This window comes from Streptomyces sp. L-9-10 (genome assembly GCF_004151105.1).
Classification (GTDB): Bacteria; Actinomycetota; Actinomycetes; order Streptomycetales; family Streptomycetaceae; genus Streptomyces.
Window position 1 is genome coordinate 275,199 of sequence record NZ_PHRF01000041.1, and the last position, 21,846, is coordinate 297,044.

18 protein-coding genes and 1 pseudogene are annotated in these 21,846 nt (G+C 70.8%); 15 read left to right on the forward strand and 4 right to left on the reverse strand.

Translation table 11 applies throughout. From position 1 onward, the window contains the following. The first annotated feature begins 27 nt into the window (after positions 1-27). The 3 genes and pseudogenes from CU044_RS11755 to CU044_RS11765 all read left to right on the forward strand — a co-directional run bounded on the left by CU044_RS11755 (position 28) and on the right by CU044_RS11765 (position 3,874). A complete protein-coding gene (locus CU044_RS11755) occupies positions 28-2,406 on the forward strand; it encodes an MMPL family transporter (RefSeq protein ID WP_193563934.1) in 2,379 nt (792 codons plus the stop codon). 179 nt (positions 2,407-2,585) lie between these two features. Then, positions 2,586-3,566 (forward strand): annotated as a pseudogene (locus tag CU044_RS11760) (glycoside hydrolase family 76 protein); the annotation flags it as partial. Positions 3,567-3,676: 110 nt separating this feature from the next. Further along, complete coding sequence (locus tag CU044_RS11765) at positions 3,677-3,874, forward strand: antitoxin (RefSeq protein WP_129768552.1); 198 nt, start codon at positions 3,677-3,679, stop codon at positions 3,872-3,874. Positions 3,875-3,954: 80 nt separating this feature from the next. Here the strand turns inward: CU044_RS11765 and CU044_RS11770 are convergent, their stop codons facing one another. Next, a complete protein-coding gene (locus tag CU044_RS11770; RefSeq protein WP_240045501.1) occupies positions 3,955-4,644 on the reverse strand; it encodes an endonuclease in 690 nt (229 codons plus the stop codon). 191 nt (positions 4,645-4,835) lie between these two features. Between CU044_RS11770 and CU044_RS11775 the strand changes: the two genes are divergently transcribed. Further along, positions 4,836-6,086: an SGNH/GDSL hydrolase family protein gene (locus CU044_RS11775; RefSeq protein WP_129768455.1), complete on the forward strand. Its 1,251-nt coding sequence runs from the start codon at positions 4,836-4,838 to the stop codon at positions 6,084-6,086. A 145-nt stretch (positions 6,087-6,231) separates the two neighbouring features. On the opposite strand, the gene CU044_RS11780 is transcribed toward CU044_RS11775, so the two are convergent. Together CU044_RS11780 and CU044_RS11785 are read right to left on the reverse strand one after the other, a co-directional pair. Next, positions 6,232-7,131, reverse strand: a complete 900-nt coding sequence (locus CU044_RS11780) for an NAD(+)/NADH kinase (RefSeq protein WP_129768456.1) — start codon at positions 7,129-7,131, stop codon at positions 6,232-6,234. Continuing rightward, complete coding sequence (locus CU044_RS11785) at positions 7,128-8,138, reverse strand: SPFH domain-containing protein (RefSeq protein WP_129768457.1); 1,011 nt, start codon at positions 8,136-8,138, stop codon at positions 7,128-7,130. Before CU044_RS11785 ends, CU044_RS11780 begins: the two co-directional genes overlap by 4 nt. Before the next feature lie 199 nt (positions 8,139-8,337). On the opposite strand from CU044_RS11785, the gene CU044_RS11790 reads away from it, so the two are divergent. The 3 genes from CU044_RS11790 to CU044_RS11800 all read left to right on the forward strand — a co-directional run bounded on the left by CU044_RS11790 (position 8,338) and on the right by CU044_RS11800 (position 10,325). After that, positions 8,338-8,889 (forward strand): DoxX family membrane protein, encoded by a 552-nt coding sequence (locus tag CU044_RS11790; protein ID WP_129768458.1) that lies wholly within the window; start codon positions 8,338-8,340, stop codon positions 8,887-8,889. 421 nt (positions 8,890-9,310) lie between these two features. Further along, on the forward strand, positions 9,311-9,655 hold the full coding sequence (locus tag CU044_RS11795) for a GNAT family N-acetyltransferase (protein WP_129768459.1): 345 nt from the start codon (positions 9,311-9,313) through the stop codon (positions 9,653-9,655). A gap of 40 nt (positions 9,656-9,695) precedes the next feature. After that, the gene (locus CU044_RS11800) at positions 9,696-10,325 is read left to right on the forward strand and encodes an aspartate/glutamate racemase family protein (protein ID WP_129768460.1); all 630 of its coding nucleotides are present in this window, start codon (positions 9,696-9,698) and stop codon (positions 10,323-10,325) included. 374 nt (positions 10,326-10,699) lie between these two features. Here CU044_RS11800 and gndA read toward each other — a convergent pair whose 3' ends face one another. Further along, the gene (gndA, locus tag CU044_RS11810; RefSeq protein ID WP_129768462.1) at positions 10,700-12,139 is read right to left on the reverse strand and encodes an NADP-dependent phosphogluconate dehydrogenase; all 1,440 of its coding nucleotides are present in this window, start codon (positions 12,137-12,139) and stop codon (positions 10,700-10,702) included. 284 nt (positions 12,140-12,423) lie between these two features. Here gndA and CU044_RS11815 point away from each other — a divergent pair, with 284 nt between their 5' ends. The 8 genes from CU044_RS11815 to CU044_RS11850 all read left to right on the forward strand — a co-directional run bounded on the left by CU044_RS11815 (position 12,424) and on the right by CU044_RS11850 (position 21,815). Continuing rightward, positions 12,424-13,542 (forward strand): DUF1996 domain-containing protein, encoded by a 1,119-nt coding sequence (locus CU044_RS11815; protein ID WP_240045502.1) that lies wholly within the window; start codon positions 12,424-12,426, stop codon positions 13,540-13,542. 118 nt (positions 13,543-13,660) lie between these two features. Further along, the gene (locus CU044_RS11820; protein WP_129768463.1) at positions 13,661-15,430 is read left to right on the forward strand and encodes a discoidin domain-containing protein; all 1,770 of its coding nucleotides are present in this window, start codon (positions 13,661-13,663) and stop codon (positions 15,428-15,430) included. 341 nt (positions 15,431-15,771) lie between these two features. Continuing rightward, positions 15,772-16,533 (forward strand): DeoR/GlpR family DNA-binding transcription regulator, encoded by a 762-nt coding sequence (locus CU044_RS11825; RefSeq protein WP_030349305.1) that lies wholly within the window; start codon positions 15,772-15,774, stop codon positions 16,531-16,533. A gap of 117 nt (positions 16,534-16,650) precedes the next feature. Beyond that, on the forward strand, positions 16,651-18,012 hold the full coding sequence (locus CU044_RS11830) for a sugar ABC transporter substrate-binding protein (RefSeq protein ID WP_129768464.1): 1,362 nt from the start codon (positions 16,651-16,653) through the stop codon (positions 18,010-18,012). Then, complete coding sequence (locus CU044_RS11835; protein WP_129768465.1) at positions 18,009-18,992, forward strand: sugar ABC transporter permease; 984 nt, start codon at positions 18,009-18,011, stop codon at positions 18,990-18,992. The genes CU044_RS11830 and CU044_RS11835 overlap by 4 nt, the downstream gene beginning before the upstream one ends. Next, positions 18,989-19,888 (forward strand): carbohydrate ABC transporter permease, encoded by a 900-nt coding sequence (locus CU044_RS11840; protein WP_129768466.1) that lies wholly within the window; start codon positions 18,989-18,991, stop codon positions 19,886-19,888. The genes CU044_RS11835 and CU044_RS11840 overlap by 4 nt, the downstream gene beginning before the upstream one ends. Continuing rightward, positions 19,888-20,877 (forward strand): zinc-dependent alcohol dehydrogenase family protein, encoded by a 990-nt coding sequence (locus tag CU044_RS11845; RefSeq protein ID WP_129768467.1) that lies wholly within the window; start codon positions 19,888-19,890, stop codon positions 20,875-20,877. Before CU044_RS11840 ends, CU044_RS11845 begins: the two co-directional genes overlap by 1 nt. Further along, positions 20,874-21,815: a PfkB family carbohydrate kinase gene (locus CU044_RS11850; protein WP_240045503.1), complete on the forward strand. Its 942-nt coding sequence runs from the start codon at positions 20,874-20,876 to the stop codon at positions 21,813-21,815. The genes CU044_RS11845 and CU044_RS11850 overlap by 4 nt, the downstream gene beginning before the upstream one ends. Positions 21,816-21,846: the final 31 nt, after the last annotated feature.

Below are 21,846 nucleotides of genomic sequence, written 5' to 3' on the forward strand. Positions count from 1 at the left end.
CGATGTTCACGCCCTCTGGGGGGACGCATGACTTCGCAGAGCGGTACGGATGTGAAAGACCCCGGGAGTCGGATCAGGGCGGGTCGGCTACGGCGGCTGGGGGAGTGGTGCGCCCGGCATTTCATCACCGTCATCGTGCTCTGGCTCATCGCGCTCGGCGGACTGCAAGGACTCAACGGGGCCTTCGGCGGCACCTACTCGGACAACTTCGCGCTCCCCGGTACGCAGTCGGACGACGGCGCGCGGGTGCTCGGACGGCATGTCCCGGGAGCGGGCGGCATCGGCGCCCAGGTGGTGCTGTACGATGCGCGCCGCCCGCTGACCGGCGTACAGAGCCGGATCGACCGGGCGGTCGGCTCCCTCAGGACGCTCCCGCACGTGCTGTCGGTCACGAGCCCGCTGCCCTCGGCGCCCACCGCGCCGCCCACCGGGGCACTGGCTCCCGACGGCAGGACCGGCTACATCGGCATCCAGTTCGACGCCAACCCCACCTCGTTCGGGGGCTCCTATCTCCGTGGTGTCGACGCGGCGGTCGAGCCGCTCCGTGCCGCCGGTGTGCGGGTCGAGTACGGAGGGCTGCTCGGTGAACTGGCCCGGCCCGTCCCCGCCGATCTGACCAGCGAGGCCATCGGATTCGCCGTGGCGGTGATCGTCCTGCTGATCGGTTTCGGCAGTGTCATCGGCGCCGGGATTCCGCTGGTCACCGCGCTGGTCGGGGTCGTCGTCGGGGTGAGCTGCCTGGGCCTGATCGCCGCGGCCACCACCTTCGCGAGCGTCTCGCCGACCCTGGCCACCATGATCGGTCTGGGTGTCGGGATCGACTACGCGCTGTTCCTGATCACCCGTCACCGGCAGCGGCTCATGGACGGAGCCGACCCGGTGGCGGCGGCCGGCCGGGCGGTCTCCACCAGCGGCCGTGCCGTCATCGTCTCGGGCTGCACCGTCATCGTCGCCCTCGCGGGGCTGTATGTGTCGCAGGTCAGCTTCATCGGAAAGCTGGGCGTCGCCGCGGCCGTCACCGTCGTCACGGCCGTCGCCGGCGCCATCACGCTGGTGCCCGCCCTCCTCGGGCTCGCCGGGCGCCGGATCGACCGCTACTGGGTCCGCCGGCCGGTCGCGGAAGGCGAACCGGCGCCGGCCCCGAACGGTGTGAAGCACGGGGAGCGGGGGAAGCGCGAAGGACGGACGAAGCCTACGACGCGCACGGATCGCTCGGAGCCGGCCGACGGGGAGGCGCACGACGGCTGGCACCGGTACGCGCGGCGGGTGGAACGCCGCCCCTGGTGGTTCCTGCTCGCCGGACTCGTGGTGGTGGGCGTGCTCGCGATCCCGCTGTTCTCCATCCGCCTCGGACACATCGACGACGGCGCCGACCCCACCAGCTTCACCGACCGCCGCGCCTACGACCTGATCACGGCCGGCTTCGGACCGGGCGCCAACGGGCCGTTCATCCTCGTCGTCGACCAGAGCGCGGTGCCGGCGGCCGAGCGCCCCGCGCTGGCGTCCCGGCTCGGGAGGGCGCTCACCGATGTCCCGGACGCGGCCAGTATCTCCCCTCTCCAGCCCACCGCCGACGGTCAGTTGCTGACCGGTACGGTCATCCCCAGCGGCTCGCCGCAGTCGGCCGGGACCACCACGCTCTTCCATCACCTCAAGGGCGACGTCCTGCCGCGAGCCGTGTCGGGCACCGGCGCCACGACGTATGTGACGGGCACGACCGCTGCCATGGAGGACTTCCTCGGTCTCATCACCGCCCGGCTCCCGCTCATCATCGGCGTCGTCGTCGCGCTGGCGTTCCTCATCATCCTGATCGTGTTCCGCGGCCTGCTGGTGGCTCTCAAGGCCGCCGTGCTCAATCTCCTGTCGATCGCCGCGTCGTACGGAGTGGTCGTCGCCGTCTTCCAATGGGGCTGGGGCGGGCCCTCGTTGGGCGTCTCGGGGACGGTGCCGATCGAGAGCTATGTGCCGATGATGATGTTCGCCATCGTCTTCGGGCTGAGCATGGACTACGAGGTGTTCCTCCTCGCGCGGGTCCAGGAGTCATGGCTGCGTACCCACGAGAGCAGGGGAAGCGTGGCGCTCGGTCTGGAGATCACGGCGCGGGTGATCAGCTGCGCCGCGCTCATCATGGTCAGTGTCTTCGCCGCGTTCATCCTGAGCGACAACATCGTGGTGAAGATGCTGGGGCTCGGCCTGGCGGTGAGCGTCCTCATCGACGCCACGATCGTCCGTCTGCTGCTCGTGCCCGCGGTGATGACACTGCTCGGCAGGAGCGCTTGGTGGCTGCCCCGGTGGCTGGACCGGATCCTGCCCCGGCTGGACAGGGAGGGCGAGGAGGCCACGCCGTACCGTCCGAGCGTGTCCGGCGGACGTCCGGGGGCCGGAGTCCAGGGCCCGCCGCATTGACCCGGCCGCACTCATTGACGTGAGCGCGTCACGGTCGTACGTTCCGGGAACGCTCTCTCCCGTCCGTCCTCACCCGCGTCGCCCGACCACGGAGTGGCCCATGTGGACAACGTTGTCAACACCAATGCGCCAGCTGATGGCGCCGACCGTCGCCGCGCTGGTGATGAGCACGCTCGCGGAACGCGTACGACCGGCGTACGGCGGCGGCCACCGCGCAGATGCAGTTCTACAACAACGGAACCGGTCTGTTCGACACCACCGGCTGGTGGAACTCCGCCAACGCGCTCACCGCGGTCATCGACAGCATCCGGGTCACCGGCATGCCCAGCTACCGGTACGCCATCGCCAACACCTACGAACGTCAGCTGGGCGCGGCGGACGGTCAGTTCCGCAACGACTACATCGACGACACCGGATGGTGGGGACTGGCCTGGGTCGCCGCGTACGACCTGACCGGCGACAGCCGCTATCTGAACACCGCACGCGCGGACGCCGACCACATGGCCGCGTACTGGGACGGCACCTGCGGAGGCGGTGTGTGGTGGAGTACGGCCAGGACCTACAAGAACGCCATCGCCAACTCGCTCTACATCCAGCTCAACGCGGCTCTCCACAACCGGATCCCGGGCGACACGGCCTATCTGGGCCGGGCCCGCGCGGGCTGGTCCTGGTTCCAGGGGACCGGGATGATCAACGGTTCGCGGCTGGTGAACGACGGGATCGATCTGGGCACCTGCCGCAACAACAACGGCACCGCCTGGTCGTACAACCAGGGTGTGCTGCTGGGCGCGCTCACCGAATTGCACCGCGCCACCCAGGACGGCCAACTCCTCACCACCGCACGGCAGCTGGCCGACGCGGCGACGACCGCCCCGTCCCTGCACACCGCGGACGGCATCCTGCGCGATCCCTGCGAGGGCGGGGACTGCGGGGCGGACGGGCCGTCCTTCAAGGGCGCCCATGTACGCGGGCTCGGCAAACTCAACGCCGCGCTCGCCGACCATCCCTACACGGCGTATCTGAGAAAGCAGGCCGACACCGCGTACGCCCGGGACCGCACTCCGCTCGACCAGTACGGGCTGCGGTGGAGCGGTCCGCCCGACAAGGTGGACGGCGCCCGCCAGCACAGCGCGCTCGACCTGCTCAACGCCGCTCCCTGAAGCGCGGCGGACGCGGACCCGCGGCTGCCGGTGGCCGGCCGCTGCGGATGCGGGATCGCCCGGCAGCGGTGATGGTGGACGTGACCACCGTTCCGAGCGAGGAGCCGAACATGTCGATGCTCGACAAGCTGAAGAGCCTCTTGAAGGGCCATGAGGACCAGGCGCACCAAGGGGTGGAGAAGGCGGGCGACGCGTTCGACCGGAAGACGGGCGACAAGTACAGGGACCAGGTCGACATCGCCCAGAAGAAGATCGATGAGCAGATGGGCACGCAGCCCCCGAGGGACGACAGGCCGCCGCACGGCTGACGGGCAGGCCGCCGACGGGCCGTCGACGGGGGTCGACGGGCGCGGATCCCACTGACCGGCGGATCCCACTGACCTGCGGATCACCCCACTGACCGACGGTCCCGTGCGCCGTCGGTCAGTTCAGTGGTGTGCTCTCCCGGCTCAGTGGTCTTCCGCTCCAGCGCGGCCCGTACCATCGCCGCCGCGAAGAGGGCCGGATCGGTGTCACCGGTGAGCCGCGCCAGCGCCTTGGGCTCGTCCGGCAGTCCGCGCCTGTGCGCTCCCTGGAGCGCCTTCGCGTCCAGGTACGGGGCGACCTCGGGCCAGACCCCCTGGACCTCGCGCAGGAAGATGTCCACCCCGACGGGGCCGAGGCCGGGAACCCGCCGGAGCAGCGACCGCAGGGTGGTCATGTCGCCGCCCGCGGCCTCGCGAAGCCGGCGCAGATCCCCTCCGTATTCCTGGAGCAGCAGCTCGGCGCCCACGCCGAGCTGTGTCGCGGTGCGTTCGTCGTAGCGGCGGTAGCCCCCCTCGCCCAGCGCGTCCACCCGCTGCTGCCAGGTGGCGTCCGCCATCCGGCGCGCGTCGCGCAGCCCGGCGTGCGAGAGCGCGCGGGAGGCCGCGACGGCGGTTCCACTGCGGATCCGCGCGCTCAGCAGACAGGAGAGCACCAGCAATTGGTAGAGCGGCTGCGGCGTGTTCCGCAGATGGATACCCGCCTCATCGGCGTAGGTCCGGCCATGGGTGTCGAGCAGGTCCCGTACGGCCGCACGGGTGCTGGCTGTCGGCACGGCGCACCTCCTCCGTCCGGCGGACGCCTGGGCGGGGGCGATCCGTGCCCATGGCGTCATTCAGTGGCCGTTTCCATTGTGGCGCGGTCAGGTATCAGACGCATGCGTTCGCACATCGAACCGGAAGCGCTTTCTGTCCGTGCCATGAATGACATGGGCACGACTTCCGCTACGAGAGGGATCACCCCGCAATGAACAGACCGCAGTTACCCCGACGCGTCCGGCGCTCGGTCGCCGTTGCCGTCCTCGCTCTCTGTTCGGTCCTCGCGGTCCCGACCGCGTCCTCCGCCCTTCCCGCCCCCGCCGTCTCCGCTCCGGCCGCCTCCGCCGCCACCACCCCCGTCGTCACCTGGGCGGCGAGCGCGGACCGGCTCGACGCCGCCGTGCCCGCGCGCACCCACCGGGTCGTCGTCCACACCAGCGCGGGCGGCAGTGCGCTGCGGATCCGGCTGTCGAACGCCTTCGGCGAGCAGCCGGTGACCTTCGGGCGCGCCTATGTGGGCGTACGGGCCTCGGGCGCGGCCCTGGTGCCCGGCAGCAACCGCGCGCTGTCCTTCCGCGGCGCCGCCTCGGTCACGGTCCCGCCCGGCGGTTCCGTATACAGCGATCCGCTGCCCGGCACGGTGCGGCCGCAGTCCGATCTGGCCATCAGTGTGTACGTGCAGAACGCGGCCGGAACCGCCACCGGCCACCGGATGGGGCTCCAGACCTCCTACATCGCCCCCAGCGGTGACCACGCGGCCGAGGACACCGCCACGGCCTTCACCCAGCAGACCGGCTTCCGCTATTACCTCGACGCGGTCGTGGTCGACGCCCCGAGCGGTACCGGGGCCGTCGTCGCGCTCGGCGACTCGATCACGGACGGCGCCATCTCCACCTCCGACGCCAACCGCCGCTGGCCCGACTTCCTCGCGGGCCGGCTCCAGAGCGATCGCCGCACCACCCTCAAGGGCGTGGCCAACGAGGGGATCTCGGGCAACAAGGTCCTCTCCGACGGCGCGGGCGAGAGCGCGCTGAAGCGGCTCGACCGGGACGTACTGTCGCAGAGCGGTCTGCGCACGGTCATCCTGCTCGAAGGCGTCAATGACATCAAGGCGACCCCGGCGCCCACGGCCGCCCAAGTCATCGCCGGATACCGGGAGATCGTGGCCCGGACCCATGCGGCCGGTGCCTGTGTGGTGGGCGCGACCGTCATGCCGTACCAGGGCTGGGGCGAGTGGACCGCGGGCGGCGAAGCGGTCCGCCAGGAGGTCAACACCTTCATCCGGGAGAGCGGCGTGTTCGACGGGGTCGCGGACTTCGACGCCGCGGTCAAGGACCCGGCGGCCCCGTCGAAGATCCTGCCCGCGTACGACAGCGGGGACCATCTGCACCCGAACGACGCGGGGATGAAGGTCATGAGCGACACCGTCGACGTGCGCGCTCTGCGCTGCGGCCGGTAGGTCACGGCTGTCGCGGTACGAGGGGGCGGAGGCAGGTAACGGCCTCTGCCCCCGGACCGGTACGAGGCGTGGAGGTGTGACGGCATGGAAGTGTGACGGCATGGAAGTGTGACGGCATGCGGATGTGACGGTCCGTCAGGAAGGCTCAGCCGAGCAGCCGCAGCGCGGTGGACGATCTGCCGAGCCGGACCGTCTGACCCCACGTCAGCTCCAGGGAGTCACTCTCCATACCGTCGCCGAAGGCCACCAGCCGGTCGGACTCGACGGTGAGCCTGAGCCGTTCCGCGTGGTCGAGCACCCCTTCCACCAGCGCGGTGCCGGTGGTGGGAGAGGGCCACGCCTCCCTTACGTACCAGACCAGTCGGGGATCGGCGGGGCCCGGAACCGGCAGCGCGCTGCCGCGTTCCCGGCGTACGGACCGCAGCCAGCCGGTGGCGCCCGTGCCGGTGCCCACCAGCACCCCGGATGACGCCTGGGCCTCGGCCGGGGCGCTCTCGTCGTCCGGTCCCAGTCGGTAGCGTGCGGTCTGGTGGTCGGGCCGGCCGAGATAGATCTCGTTGAGCGCGAGCAGCCGTTGGGTGTCGTCGGCGACCGCCTCCACCATGGTCAGCTCATCGACGGTGCCTCCGCCGGCCTCCGCCGCCCGCAGCAGCCCCGGGGCGTCGGCCGCGCGGTGGCGCACCAGCACCCCGAGGCCCCGGCCGGGGTCGGGGTCGATCCCCACCACCGGCTGGCCCGACAGGTACTTGGCCGCGTTGGCGACCAGCCCGTCCTGGCCCACCACGACCACCACATCCTCGGGAGCGAAGAGGAACCGGTCCAGGTCCGCGCGCTCCACCCGCGTCTGCCGCCATCGGAGAGGCATCGTGCCCGCCACCTCGGCCAGTGCCCGCCGCGCCCGGTGGTGCCGGTCCGCCACCTCGTCGACGGACCGGCCGCGCGAGGAGAGGACGAAGGCGGCCTGGCCATGGGTGCCGTGCCGGGTGAGCAACTCCTCGTACTCGCTGGTGCGGTACACCAGCACGGCGCGCGGCGCCAGACTCATTCCCGCTCCTCGCCCGGCCGGCCCAGCCTGGCCAGCAGTCCGGTGAGCACGTCGGGGGAGAGGGTGACGCTCTCGATGTGCGGCAGATTCTCGGCGAGCCGGGTGGCGGCCAGCGCGTGCAGCGTGGCGGCGTCCGTCTCCGCGTGCACCCTGAGCCAGGCGGACTGGGCCCGTGCCCGCGCCTCACCGGTCTCCCGCGCCGCCTCCGCCTCGGCCTTCGCGAGCCGTACGGTACGCAGCGCCTCCGCCTCCGCGCGTACGGCGTCGGCCGCCGCGCTCTCCTCGGCCTCGCGGCGGGCGTTGGTGCCGTGCTGCTCGACCAACCGCTCCTCTCTGCTGGCCAGTTCGATCCGGCTGGCGAGTTCGTTCTCGGCGATGGTCCGCTCACGCTCCACGGCCACGGCCCGGCGCTCGTAGGTGGCCCGGTCCGCCTCCTGCTGGATCTGCTCGCGCGCCGGGGTGCGCAGCGCGCGTTCCACCTCGGGCTCGGGCCGGATCGCGACGACCCGTACCGCCACCACCTCGATACCGGTCGCGGGCAGCCGGGGTTCCGCCGCGAGCCCCTCGGAGATCCGCTCCCGTACGGCCGTGACGCCGTCCGCCAGCGCCGCCGACAGCGGTGTGCGGGCCAGCACATCGAGGGCGTGCTGCTGCGCGGTCTCGGTCAGCAGGGTGGCGAGCTGCTCCAGCGGAGCGCCGCGCCAGGCACCGGTGTCCGGGTCGATGGAGAAGTCCAGCCGGGCGGCGGCGGTGGCCGGTTCACTGATGCGGTACGTCACGGTGGACTGCACGGTGACGTCCTGGAAATCGGCGGTCCGCGCGTGAAAGGCCATGGCCAGCTCGCGGTCGTCCACCGGCACTTCGGAGAGCGCGGCGGTCAACGCCCGGAACCAGAAGCTCAGTCCGGGACCGTCGTGGACGAGCCGGCCGCGCCGGTGATGGCGTACATGGGCGGTCGGGGCGGAGCGCAGATGATGCCGGCCGAGGCGCCGGGTGATGTCGGCCATGGAAGGGACCCCCTTTTTCGTCAGCAAGACGATATCGAGACGGCTGATTATCGTCAAGCTGACGAAAGCGGGTGGACGAGGCCAGGTCCCCCCGTACGGCCCATCACCGCCGCCCCCTGGCCCGCCGCGCCGCAGAGAGTGGAGTCGTACCGTCGCGAACCGCCCGCACCCACCATCCACCCCCCCCATGGAGCCCGCCATGACCTGCCACAGCCGAAACGATCTCGGCCTGCTCGCCCTGCGACTGGGCACCGGCGCGGTGCTCGCCGCGCACGGCACCCAGAAACTGTTCGGCTGGTTCGGCGGAGGCGGGATCGACGGGACGGCCCAGGCGTTCGAGGCGATGGGTTTCCGGCCGGGCAGACCCTGCGCGATCGCCTCCGGGCTCGCCGAGGCCGGAGGCGGCGCGCTGCTGGCACTCGGCCTGGCCGCCCCGGCGGCCGGGGCCGCGGTGGCGGGCGGCATGGCGGGAGCCACGTCGGTACACGCCCCCAACGGATTCTTCGCCCAGTCGGGCGGCTTCGAATACCCGGCCGTCCTCGGCTGGACCGCGGCCTGCATCGGCCTCATGGGCGCGGGCCGTTACTCCCTCGACCGCGTCACCTGCCACGCTCTCGACCGGCCCTGGATGATCCCGGTCGCCTTCGCGACCAGCGCGGCGGCGGCGATCGTGGTCATCAAGAGGCGCGCCGAGGCCCTGGCGGCCGACCAGCGGGGCAACGCCGCGGACGCCGCCCCGGCAGAGGGCTGACGCGGCTGTCCCTCGCCTGTGCACGCCTGTTCACGTCTGTGCGCGAGGCACGCCTGTACACGCCTGTTCACGTCTGTGCGCGAGGCACGCCTGTACACGCCTGTCCGCGAGCCCTCCTCCGCCCGCTGGAGCGTCTTCTCGCGAGGCCCCGGGCTCCACGCTTCGCGGGCAGGACGGACGGCCCGCAGACGACGAACGGGGAAGAGCTGCTGGTGGCGACCACCTGAGCGTAGGCTGGTGGGGACTTCGTGAGGTGGGGCGGACGAGGGGCGCGCGGCGCCCCGACACTCAGTTGATGGAGCCCAGTTGGGGGACGTGGGCGCGCGCTCGCACCGAGGACCACGCATCGGTACGGACCACCGCGCCGGGGCCCGTCCCGTCGTCCTTCCCCTCGGTCCGACCAGGGAGGCTGAATCACGCCATGGCAGATCTCAACATCCGCGACAACCGGCCGCAGGGCCGCTTCGAGGCGTTCGAGGACGGCGAGGCGGTCGGTGTCATCGCCTACTTCCCGCTGGCCGCCACGCCCGCCGCGCTGGTCGCGGTGCATACCGTCGTGGAGGAGGGGCACGAGGGCAAGGGCATCGCGGGGACGCTGGTGCGGGAGTTCTACGCGATGGCGGCCCGCGAGGGCGTGCCCGTCGTACCCCTGTGCTCGTACGCGGCCAGATGGGCGCAGCGCCATCCCGACGAGGCGCCCGAAGCCCCGGCCGGGACGGTCAGCGCGGCGCGGCAGCAGCTGGCGGCCTCGCCGCCGCGCTGGTGAGCGCGCGCGGCACGGGGCCGGGCCGTCTAGCATCGCGATCATGCTGGCGCTGCTGCACACTTCACCGGTTCACATTCCGGTCTTCGACGCCCTGCGGGACGCCGACCACCCAGGACTCGTCCTGCGTCATCTCGTGGACGAGTCCCTGCTGAGCCGGGCCAGGGCCGAGGGTCCGGACGCCGTCGCCGCCGATGTCGAGTCGGCGCTCGCCGTCGCCGTCGCCGAGGGGGCGACCGCCGCGCTGTGCACCTGCTCGACCATCGGCGAGGTCGCCGAGCGGGCCGCCCCGGCCGTCGGCGTACCCGTCCTGCGGGTAGACCGGCCGATGGCCGTGGCCGCCGCGGCGGCCGACCGGGTCGTGGTGGTCGCCGCGCTCGACAGCACCCTGGGAGCGACGGCGGCGCTGATCCGGCAGGAGGCGGGGGAGCGGCGCATCGAGGTGCGTACGGTACTGGTCGAGGGCGCGTGGGAGCGCTTCGAGGCCGGTGACCGCGACGGCTATCTGAACGCGGTGGCCGCCGCCGTCGACGCCGTCACCGAAGCGGATGTGATCGTGCTCGCCCAGGCGTCGATGGCCGACGCGGCCGAGCGCGCCGCGAGTGACATCCCGGTGTTCTCCAGCCCGCGTCCGGGGCTCAACGCCGCCGCTGCCGCCGCCGTCGCCATCTGACCCCGGCGTCGCCGTCGCCATCTGACCCCGGCTCGGGCAACGCGGATCGGACGCGCCGGGTACGCGTGGATCCGGCGAGCGTGGGCACCCGCTCCGGGAGACATTGGGAACGCACGACTCCCGCACTTCTGGAGGTCCGGCATGACCAGCCCCTTCCCCGATCCCGTACCGCCGGCGCCCACCCCGCCGCCGGGCCCGCCGGGGCCGGTACCGGGGCCCGGCCCGGCACCGGAGCCCGTCCCCTCGCCGCCGAGCCCCACGCCCATCCCCGAACCCGATCCCGTCCCGCACCCGCCGGGCCCCGACCCCGTACCGGAGCCGGAGCCCTCACCCGGGCCACTGGGTTCGCGGGACCGTCACCCCTGGGACACGCCCTAAGCGGAGACCTCCGAGCGGTCACCGCCCCAGAGCGTGTGGAACGAGCCCTCGCGGTCCGTGCGCCGGTAGGTGTGCGCGCCGAAGAAGTCGCGCTGCCCCTGCGTGAGCGCGGCGGGCAGCCGCTCGGCGCGCAGCGCGTCGTAGTACGCGAGCGCCGCCGCGAACCCCGGCGTCGGCACACCCTGGTGCACGGCCGCGGCGACCACCGCGCGCCAGTCGTCCTGCGCCGCGCCGATCTCCGCCGCGAACTGCTTGTCCGACAGCAGGCTCGGCAGGTCCGGCTGCGTGTCGAACGCCGCGCGGATCCGGTCGAGGAACGCGGCGCGGATGATGCAGCCCGCCCGCCAGATCGCCGCGACCGAACCGAGGTCGATGTCCCAGCCGTACTCCTCGCTGCCCGCCTGGATCTGGTGGAAGCCCTGGGTGTACGACACGATCTTCGACGCGTACAGCGCCTGCTCGACCTGGTCGGCGAAGCGCGCCGCTTCGGCCTCGCCGAGCGGAGCGGCCGTCGGGCCGGACAGCGTGCGGGACGCCTCGCGCAGCGCGGCGTGTCCGGACAGCGAGCGGGCGAAGACCGCCTCGGCGATGCCGGAGACCGGAACGCCCAGGTCGAGGGCGATCTGCACCGTCCAGCGGCCGGTGCCCTTCTGCTCCGCCTGGTCGGTCACGATGTCCACGAACGGCTTGCCGGTCGCCGCGTCCGTGTGGGCGAGCACCTCCGCCGTGATCTCGATCAGATACGAGTCGAGCCGGCCGGTGTTCCATGACCGGAAGGTCTCCGCGATCTTCGCGGGGGAGTAGCCCGCCACGGACCGCAGCAGGTGGTACGCCTCGGCGATCAGCTGCATATCGGCGTACTCGATGCCGTTGTGCACCATCTTCACGAAGTGGCCCGCGCCGTCGGGGCCGATATGGGCCACGCACGGCGCGCCGTCGGGGGCCTTCGCCGCGATCCGCTCCAGCAGCGGGCCGAGCGACTGGTACGACTCGGCGGATCCGCCGGGCATGATGCTCGGCCCGTGCAGCGCACCCTCCTCACCGCCCGAGATGCCCACACCCACGAAGTGGATGCCGCGCTCGCGCAGTTCCCGCTCCCGGCGCCGGGTGTCCGCGAAGTGGGCGTTGCCGCCGTCGATGATGACGTCGCCCTCCTCCAGCAGCGGGGCGAACTCCTCGATCACGGCGTCCGTCGGTTCGCCGGCCTTCACCATGATGACCAGACGCCTCGGCCGCTCCAGCGCCGCGACGAAGTCCGCCGCGGACTCGGCGGCGACGAAGGTGCCCTCGTCACCGAACTCGTCCACCAGGGCCCGTGTCTTCGACGCGGTGCGATTGTGCACGGCTACGGTGAAGCCGTTGCGGGCGAAGTTACGGGCGAGGTTGCGGCCCATCACCGCGAGCCCCGTGACGCCGATCTGGGCAGTACCACTCATGCGTGCGCTCCTGGATATCCGTCGGATGTGCCGTGCCGCGCCAGTACGTCCCGCCGGGGAGGGATACGCACCGCCGCAGACGGTCGTTCACCAATCGTCAAGCCGCCCGGGTGCTTCCGCATTCCGGGCTTGTCGCATCGTGCCGTGTCCGGTGCGTGAGCGGCAACAAGGGCCGCTCCCGGGATCGTTCGCGGAGTATTGACACCCTCTCAGCGGCGGCGTAACACTGACACGGCCTTGGAGAGCGCTCTCCCGCAGTGATTCCAAGCGGCATGGAGGTCCGCATGGCCGACAGACTCCGCACCACCGCCCTGATGTCCGCGTTACTCGTCGCCACCGCACTGGCTCTGGTGGCTTTCGGGTTGTCCGCGATTTCGGACACCGCCAACGCCACCACCCCGCGCGCGGCCGACCGGCCCGCCGCGGCGGCACAGGCGGCACCGGCCGCCCACGCCGGGCACAAGATGGCTCCCGCCGCCCCCGTACCGTCGGGCGACGATCCCGACGGGGACGGGTACATACCGGCGAACCCGCCCGTGACCGGCGTGGAGCCGTCCACCGAGATCCCCCCGCACCGCTACTTCCACGAGTTCCAGGCGAACTGCTCGGTCACGCACACCAGGCCGGATGACCCGATCGTGTACCCCGGTCAGCCCGGCAAGTCGCACGACCACACGTTCATGGGCAACACCACGACCGACGCGAACAGCACCACGGCCTCGCTGAGCGGCGGCGGCACGGCGTGCAAGGCGCCGGGCGACAAGTCCGCGTACTGGATGCCGACCCTGTTCAAGGGGGACACGGCGGTCCGGCCGGTCGGTCCGCAGACCATCTACTACAAGTCGGGCGTCACCGACTACCGCACGGTGCGGCCGTTCCCCAAGGGGCTGCGCTTCGTCGTCGGCAGCCCCATGCAGTCGGCCGAGGAGTTCCGCAACCACCCGGGCTGGGTGGAGGGCTGGGAGTGCGGTGAGCAGTACAACAACACCGAGATCCCGGCGTCCTGCCCGACCGCCCAGGACGTACAGCTCAACCTCCGCTTCCAGGCGCCGAGTTGCTGGGACGGAAAGTATCTGGACACCCCGAACCACCAGAGCCATATGGCCTATCCGGTCGCGCAGGGCGCCAACCAGGACGTCTGCCCGGCCTCGCATCCGGTGGCTCTGCCGATGGTCGAGTTCAAGATGGCCTGGCCCGTCAACGGCGATATGTCGCAGGTCAGACTGGCCAGCGGTACGGGACACTCGTTCCACTACGACTTCTTCAACGCGTGGGACGACGCGACGCTGAACGCGCTGGTCCAGCACTGCGTCGTGGGCGGACTCCAGTGTGACGCCCGCGGCTACGACCAGACCCATCCCGAGGCGGGCGCCGCGCTCGACGCGGACTACGAACTGCCCTGACCGGTCGCGCTCTCCCCGGTGGGTGCCGTGCGCCCATCGGGGAGAGCGCTCTCCCGTGCCCGTTCCCACGGCCCGCATCCGCACCCGCCCCCCCCACATCCCGAGGAGACACCACCCCATGCACCCACCCGCCGTACACGCTGTACACCGGCCGGCCGGCCGGGCCCGCCGGTTCGCCCCGGTCGCCGTCGCCGCGCTCTTCGCCGCCTGCGCGGTGGCCCTCCCGGCCCCCGCCGCGCACGCCGCCGGCAGCGTCGTCAAGGTCACCGGATCACAGGGCTCCTGGCAGCTGACCGTCGACGGAGCGCCCTACCAGGTCAAGGGCCTGACCTGGGGGCCCGCGGTGGCCGACGCCGCGCGGTACATGCCCGACGTGAAGTCGATGGGCGTCAACACCGTACGCACCTGGGGCACCGACGCCACCAGCAAACCGCTGCTCGACGCGGCGGCGGCCAATGGAGTCAAGGTCATCGCCGGCTTCTGGCTCCAGCCCGGCGGCGGTCCCGGCAGCGGTGGCTGTGTCGACTACCTGACGGACACCACCTACAAGAACAACATGCTCGCGGAGTTCCCCAGGTGGGTGGAGACCTACAAGGACCACCCCGGCGTCCTGATGTGGAACGTGGGCAACGAGTCCGTCCTCGGCCTCCAGAACTGCTACAGCGGCACCGCGCTGGAGCAGCAGCGCGACGCGTACACCACCTTCGTCAACGAGATCGCGAAGAAGATCCACGCGGTCGATCCCAACCACCCCGTGACCTCGACGGACGCCTGGACCGGGGCCTGGCCGTACTACCAGCGCAACGCGCCCGACCTCGATCTGTACGCGGTGAACTCCTACGGCGACGTCTGCAATATCCGCAAGACCTGGGAGGACGGCGGTTACACCAAGCCCTATATCGTCACCGAGGGCGGCCCCGCCGGTGAGTGGGAGGTGCCCGACGACGCGAACGGCGTGCCCGACGAGCCCGCCGACACCGCCAAGGCGAGCGGCTACACCAAGGCGTGGGGCTGTGTCACCGGTCATCAGGGCGTGGCGCTCGGTGCGACACTCTTCCACTACGGCACCGAATACGACTTCGGCGGCGTCTGGTTCAACCTGCTGCCCGCGGGCCAGAAGCGGCTCTCGTACTACGCGGTGAAGCGGGCCTACGGGGGCAACACCTCCGCCGACAACACTCCGCCGGTGATCTCCTCGATGGCGGTCGACGGCGCCGCCTCGGTCCCGGCCGGGCGGGAGTTCACCGTACGGACGTCGGTCTCGGACCCGGACGGCGACCCGCTCTCGTACCAGGTGCTGCTGGGCAGCAAGTACCTCGACAACTCGGGCCAGTTGACGGACGCCCGGTTCACCGACGCGGGCAACGGCACCTTCAGGGTCACCGCGCCCGGCCGGCTCGGGGTGTGGAAGGTCTATGTCAAGGCGTCCGACGGCAAGGGCAACGTCGGTATCGAGACGAAGTCCTTCAAGGTGGTGCCGCCGCCGGTCGACGGAACCAATCTCGCCCAGGGCAGGCCGGCCACGGCGTCCTCGTCCCAGCCGAGCGGCACCGGCTGCCCCTGCCCCGCGGGCAACGCCGTCGACGGCTCGTTCGACACCCGCTGGGCCAGCGACTGGAGCGACCCGCAATGGGTCCAGGTCGACCTGGGGCGCAAGACGGAGTTCCGGCATGTCCAGCTGGCCTGGGAAGCCGCGTACGCCAAGGGCTACACCCTCCAGACCTCCGACAACGGCCAGGACTGGACCACGCTGAGGACCGTCGCCGACGGCGACGGCGGGATCGATGATCACGAGGTCGCCGGAAACGCCCGCTATGTGCGGGTCAACTCGACCGTACGGGGCACCCCTTGGGGCTACTCGCTCTACGAGTTCGGGGTGTTCGGCTGACGGGGCGGCATCGCGGAAGCTCGCGGCGGGCCACGGGACTCCCGTGGCCCGCCGCGAAATGTTTAGCGGGCGATTTTGCGTATACGGGCGCCGCTCGCACGTGAATCATCGACCGCGTCGGGCAGCGATCGGGCACAAGCGGAGCCTCATTCGGGCAGTGATCCGCGCAACACCGACCCTGCTACCCGTGATGACCAGCGCAAAGCTTCTTGACGAAACGGGCATGAACGGACACAGTCGGTGCAGCGAAGAAGCTGGTCGCAGCGGGTCCCTTGCTTGTACAAACGACCCATGAGCCCGAACGGGTGCTGAGCCGCAGCAAAGCAGGGAAGTGTGTCACCGTGGACACCGACGAACGACGAAGAGAAATTCTCGAGATCGCCCGGCGTGACGGGTCAGTGGAAGTCAGCGCACTGGCCACGAAGCTCCGGGTCGCGAAGGAGACCGTCCGGCGTGATCTGCACGCCCTGGAGGGTCATGGACTGGTACGGCGTACCCACGGCGGGGCCTACCCGGTGGAGAGCGCCGGCTTCGAAACGACTCTCGCGGTACGGACCACCCGGCTCGTACCCCAGAAGTCACGGATCGCGGCGGCCGCCGCGGATCTCCTGGGAGACGCGGAAACGGTCTTCGTCGACGAGGGTTTCACCCCTCAGCTCGTCGCCGAGGCGCTGCCGCGGGACCGGCAGCTGACCGTCGTCACCGCCTCCCTCGCCGTGGCGACCGCGCTCGCCGAGGCCGAGAAGATCGCCGTACTGCTGCTCGGCGGGCGGGTGCGCGGCTCCACCATGGCCACGGTCGATCACTGGACCACCAGAATGCTCTCCGACTTCGTCATCGACCTGGCGTACGTCGGAGCGAACGGCATCTCCCGCGAGTACGGCCTCACCACCCCCGACCCGGCCGTCAGTGAGGTGAAGGCCCAGGCGATGCGCAGCGCCCGCCGCCGGGTCTTCGCGGGGATCCACACCAAGTTCGGCGCCGTCAGCTTCTGCCGCTTCGCGGAGGTCGGCGACTTCGAGTCGATCGTGACGGACGCGGGTCTGCCGTCTGCCGAGGCACAGCGTTACTCACTGCTGGGCCCGCAGGTCATCCGCGTCTGAATCAGCAGGCATCACCCCCTCTTCATTCCGCCCTCTTCCATCGGTCCGTTCCCCGGTCCGGAGGCGGGGCAGAGCCGTCCCGAAACCCCTTTCGCAACGATGATCAGGAGAAATCTCATGCCCCTCCAGCAACGACGACGCGACCTCCGCGTGCGTGTGGGTGCGAGCGCGGCCCTGGTGGCCCTTCTCGCGGGGTGCAGCGGCGCGGGCGGCGCCTCTTCGTCCGGCGGGGGTGACACCCTCAACGTGCTCATGGTGAACAACCCGCAGATGGTCGAGTTGCAGAAGCTGACCGCGGACAACTTCACCAAGGACACCGGGATCAAGGTCAACTTCACGGTGCTCCCGGAGAACGACGTCCGCGACAAGATCACCCAGGACTTCTCCAACCAGGCCGGCCAGTACGACGTCGCCACCATCAGCAACTTCGAGGTGCCCTTCTTCGCGAAGAACGGCTGGCTGCACTCGCTCGACGAGTACACCGCCAAGGACAAGGCATTCGACCAGGGCGACATCCTCAAGCCCCTCCAGGAGTCCCTCACCGCGGAGGACGGCAAGCTCTACGGCCAGCCCTTCTACGGCGAGTCGTCCTTCCTGATGTACCGCAAGGACGTCTTCGAGGCGAAGAAGCTGACGATGCCGGCGAAGCCCACCTGGCAGCAGGTCGCCGACCTCGCCGCCAAGGCGGACGGCGCGGAGGCGGGCATGAAGGGCATCTGCCTGCGCGGGCTGCCCGGCTGGGGCGAGGTCATCGCCCCGCTCACCACCGTCGTCAACACCATGGGCGGCACCTGGTTCACCAAGGACTGGGAGGCGCAGCTCACCTCCCCGGAGTTCACCAAGGCCACCCAGTTCTATGTCGACCTGGTACGCAAGCACGGTGAGGCGGGCGCGCCCCAGGCCGGCTACGCCGAGTGCCTGAACAACATGACGCAGGGCAAGTCGGCCATGTGGTACGACGCCACCGCCGGCGCCGGCTCGCTGGAGGCCAAGGGATCCCCGGTCAAGGGCAAGATCGGCTACGTACCCGCGCCGGTCGACAAGACGGAGAGCTCCGGCTGGCTGTACACCTGGGCCTGGGGCATGCAGAAGGCGTCCACCAAGACCGAGAACGCGTGGAAGTTCATCTCCTGGGCGTCCAGCAAGGAGTACGAGAACCTCGTCGGCGAGAAGATCGGCTGGTCCAACGTGCCCGCCGGCAAGCGCGCCTCCACGTACGCCAACCCGGACTACCTGAAGGACGCGGCGGCCTTCGCCGATGTCACCAAGCAGGCCATCGCCAACGCCAACCCGCGTGACCCGGGCACCCAGCCCCGTCCGACGGTCGGCATCCAGTTCGTCGACATCCCCGAGTTCACCGACCTCGGCACCAAGGTCTCGCAGGAGATCAGCGCGGCCATCGCCGGCAAGAAGTCGGTTGCCGAGGCGCTCAAGAACTCGCAGGCGCTCGCCGAGAAGGTAGGCAAGGACCAGAAGTGAGTACCTCCGTCAGCACCCCCCCACTCTCCCCGGCCGGTGCCAAGCGCCCTTCGGCGCCCGGGCGCGCCGGCCGGGGGGCCTCGGGCCGGGCCCGCGCCTGGGCCACCCGTGCCCCGTTGCTGCCCGCCCTGATCTTCCTGATCGCGGTCACCCAGCTGCCGTTCGTGGCGACGCTGGTGATCTCCCTCTTCGACTGGAACTCGCTCGCCCCCGACGACCGCAGCTTCGCCGGGCTCTCCAACTACGGTTCCGTCTTCACCGACGCGAGTCTGCGCGAGTCGGTCTTCACCACCGTGCTGCTCACCGCGACCGTGGTGATCGTCAGCGTGGTCCTCGGACTGCTGCTGGCCCTGCTGCTCGACCGTAAGTTCATCGGGCGCGGCTTCGTCCGTACGCTGCTCATCACGCCGTTCCTGCTGGTGCCCGTGTCGGCCGCGCTGATGTGGAAGCACGTTCTCTACAACCCCGAGTACGGCCTGCTGAACGGCGGATGGGCGTGGTTCACCGGACTCTTCGGAGTCTCGGACCCCGCCCAGCCCGACTGGATCTCCGACATGCCGCTGCTGGCGGTCGAGGCATCCCTGATCTGGCAGTGGACGCCGTTCATGATGCTCATCCTGCTCGCCGGGCTGCAGAGCAGGCCCGCCGAGATCATGGAGGCCGCGAAGCTGGACGGCGCGACCGGCTGGCAGATGTTCCGCTTCCTGACGGTGCCGCATCTGCGCCGCTATCTGGAACTGGGCGTCCTGCTCGGGTCGATCTACATCGTGCAGAACTTCGACGCGGTGTTCACGCTCACCTCGGGCGGGCTCGGCACCGCGAACCTCCCGTACACCATCTACCAGACCTTCTACCAGGCTCACGAGTACGGACTGGCCTCGGCCGCCGGAGTCGTCGTCGTGATCGGCACCATCGTGATCGCGACCTTCGCCCTGCGCGTCGTCTCGTCCCTCTTCAGTGAGGAGGCGAACCGGGCATGAGCACACTCTCCGTACCGAACGCCGGCGCGGCGTCCCGCCCCCGCGTCGACAAGTACGCCCCCGCCGCCCGGAAGGCCAGGCGGCGCTCCGCCGGGCTCGGGCTGCTGGCCTGGATCGTCGGTATCGCCTTCTGTCTGCCGGCGCTGTGGATGCTGCTGACCTCCTTCCACTCGGAGGCGGACGCGGCGACCAACCCGCCGTCCATCGGCGCGCCGCTCACGCTCGACAGCTACCGGGTGTTCTTCGGCGAGGGCGGCGGCGCCAGCCCCTGGCCGCCGCTGATCAACTCCCTGACGGCGTCGCTGTTCTCCACGCTGTTCGTGCTGGTGCTCGCGCTTCCGGCGGCGTACGCGCTCTCCATCAAGCGGGTGGAGAAGTGGACGGACGTGATGTTCTTCTTCCTCTCCACGAAGATGCTGCCCGTCGTCGCCGGACTGCTGCCGGTGTATCTCTTCGCCAAGAACGTCGGCATGCTGGACAACATCTGGCTGCTCGTCATCCTCTACACCTCGATGAATCTGCCGATCGCGGTGTGGATGATGCAGTCCTTCCTCGCGGATGTGCCGGTCTCCATCATCGAGGCCGCACAGGTGGACGGCGCCCGGCTGCCGACGGTGCTGATGCGGGTGGTGGCCCCGGTGGCCGCGCCCGGTATCGCGGCGACCTCGCTGATCTGCTTCATCTTCAGCTGGAACGAGCTGCTCTTCGCCAGGGTGCTCACCGGTGTGACGGCTCAGACCGCACCCGTATTCCTGACGGGCTTCGTCACCAGCCAGGGGCTCTTCCTCGCCCAGCTGTGCGCCGCGTCCGTCGTTGTGTCCCTGCCGGTTCTCGCCGCAGGTTTCGCCGCCCAGGACAAGTTGGTCCAGGGCCTTTCTCTTGGAGCTGTTAAGTAATGAGGGCAGCGATCGTCGAAGCCGTCGGCAAGGTCTCCGTCACGACGGTTCCCGACCCCACCCCCGGCCCCCGGGATGTGGTTGTCGCCGTCGCCGCGTGCGGGATCTGCGGTACCGATCTGCACATTCTCCAGGGTGAGTTCGCGCCCACCCTGCCCATCGTGCCCGGTCATGAGTTCGCCGGGGAGATCGTGGAGATCGGCTCCGAGGTCACCGAACTGTCCGTGGGTGACAAGGTCGCTGTCGACCCGTCGCTGTACTGCAACGAATGCCGGTACTGCCGCTCCGGCCGGGGCAATCTGTGCGACCGGTGGAACGCGATCGGCGTCAGCAAGCCCGGTGGCGCGGCCGAGTTCGCCGTCGCGCCGGTGGCCAACTGCGTCAAGCTGCCCGACCACATCGATGTGAAGGACGCGGCGCTGATCGAGCCGCTGTCCTGCGCGGTCCGCGGCTACGACGTGCTCCGCTCCACCCTCGGCGCGGATGTGCTGATCTACGGCTCGGGCACCATGGGCCTGATGATGCTGGAGCTGGCCAAGCGCACCGGCGCCGCCGGGGTCGATGTCCTGGACATCAACCCGGAGCGGCTGGCGACCGCCGGCAAGCTCGGCTGCTCGCGCACCGCCGCCTCGGCGGACGAGTTCGACCGGCCGGGCGGCTGGGATGTCGTGATCGACGCCACCGGCAGCGCGGGCGCCATCCAGGACGGCCTCGGCCGGGTCGCCAAGGGCGGTACGTTCCTCCAGTTCGGCGTCGCCGACTACGCGACGACCGCGGTCATCGAGCCGTACCGCATCTACAACAAGGAGATCACGATCACCGGCTCCATGGCGGTGCTGCACAGCTACGAGCGGGCCGCCGCGCTCTTCGCCACCGGTGTGCTCGACCCCGCGGTCTTCATCAGCGACCGGCTGCCGCTGGAGCAGTACCCGCAGGCGATCGACCGGTTCAAGGCGGGCCAGGGCCGCAAGATCGTGGTCCAGCCGTGAGTGAGGGGTTCGAGGTCGGCTCCGGCGCCGTGCTGGTCATGGGTGAGGCGCTGATCGACCTCGTACCGGTGCCGGACGAGCCGGAGCTGAACCGGGCCCAGCCCGGCGGCGCGCCCGCCAATGTCGCCGCGGGGCTGGCCAGGCTCGGCACGCCCAGCTGGTTCGCGGGCGCGCTCGGCGGCGACGGCTTCGCCCGGATGATCGAGCGGCGGCTGGTCTCGGCCGGTACGGAACTGGGCCTGTGCGCGCGCTCGGAGCTGCCCACGACGCTCGCGGTCGCCGACCCGGGCCCGGACGGCACGAGCTACCACTTCCATCTCCAGGACACCGCGACCTTCCGGCTGCCGGACCACTCCGCGGTGGTGGACCGGTTCGCCGCGGTGTACGTGGGCGGGGTCGCGGCGGTCGTCGAACCGGCGGCCGGGGCGGTCGCGGCCACCGCGCGCGCGGGCGCCGAACGGTCCCTGCTGGTGGTCGACCCCAATGTGCGCGAGGACCGGACCATCGACCCGGAGCTGAGCGTGCGCCGGCTGCGTGAGCTGTGCGCGCTGGCGCATGTCGTCAAGGCGAGCGACGAGGATCTCGCGCGCCTGTGGCCGGACACCGACCCCGACGAGACCTGCCGGCGGCTGGCGGGGGAGGGCCGGCTCGTGATCCTGACCCGCGGCGCCAAGGGCAGCACGGCCTACGCGGGCTCCTCGGAACCGGTCTCCGTGCCCGCGGTGCCCGTCGAGGTGGTCAACACCATCGGCGCGGGCGACGCTTTCATGGCGGGCGTCCTCACCTGGCTGAGCGCCAACGGCGTGCACCGCGAGGGCGGGGTGGCCGGGCTGCCGCGCGACCGGGTGGAGGAGATGCTCGTCCTCGCCTCCCGGGTGGCGGCCTCGGTGGTCGCCCAGACCGGTACGGAACCCTCGCTGCCCGACGGTCCCGGCTGACCCCTCCGGGTACGTCCGTCACGGCCGGAGC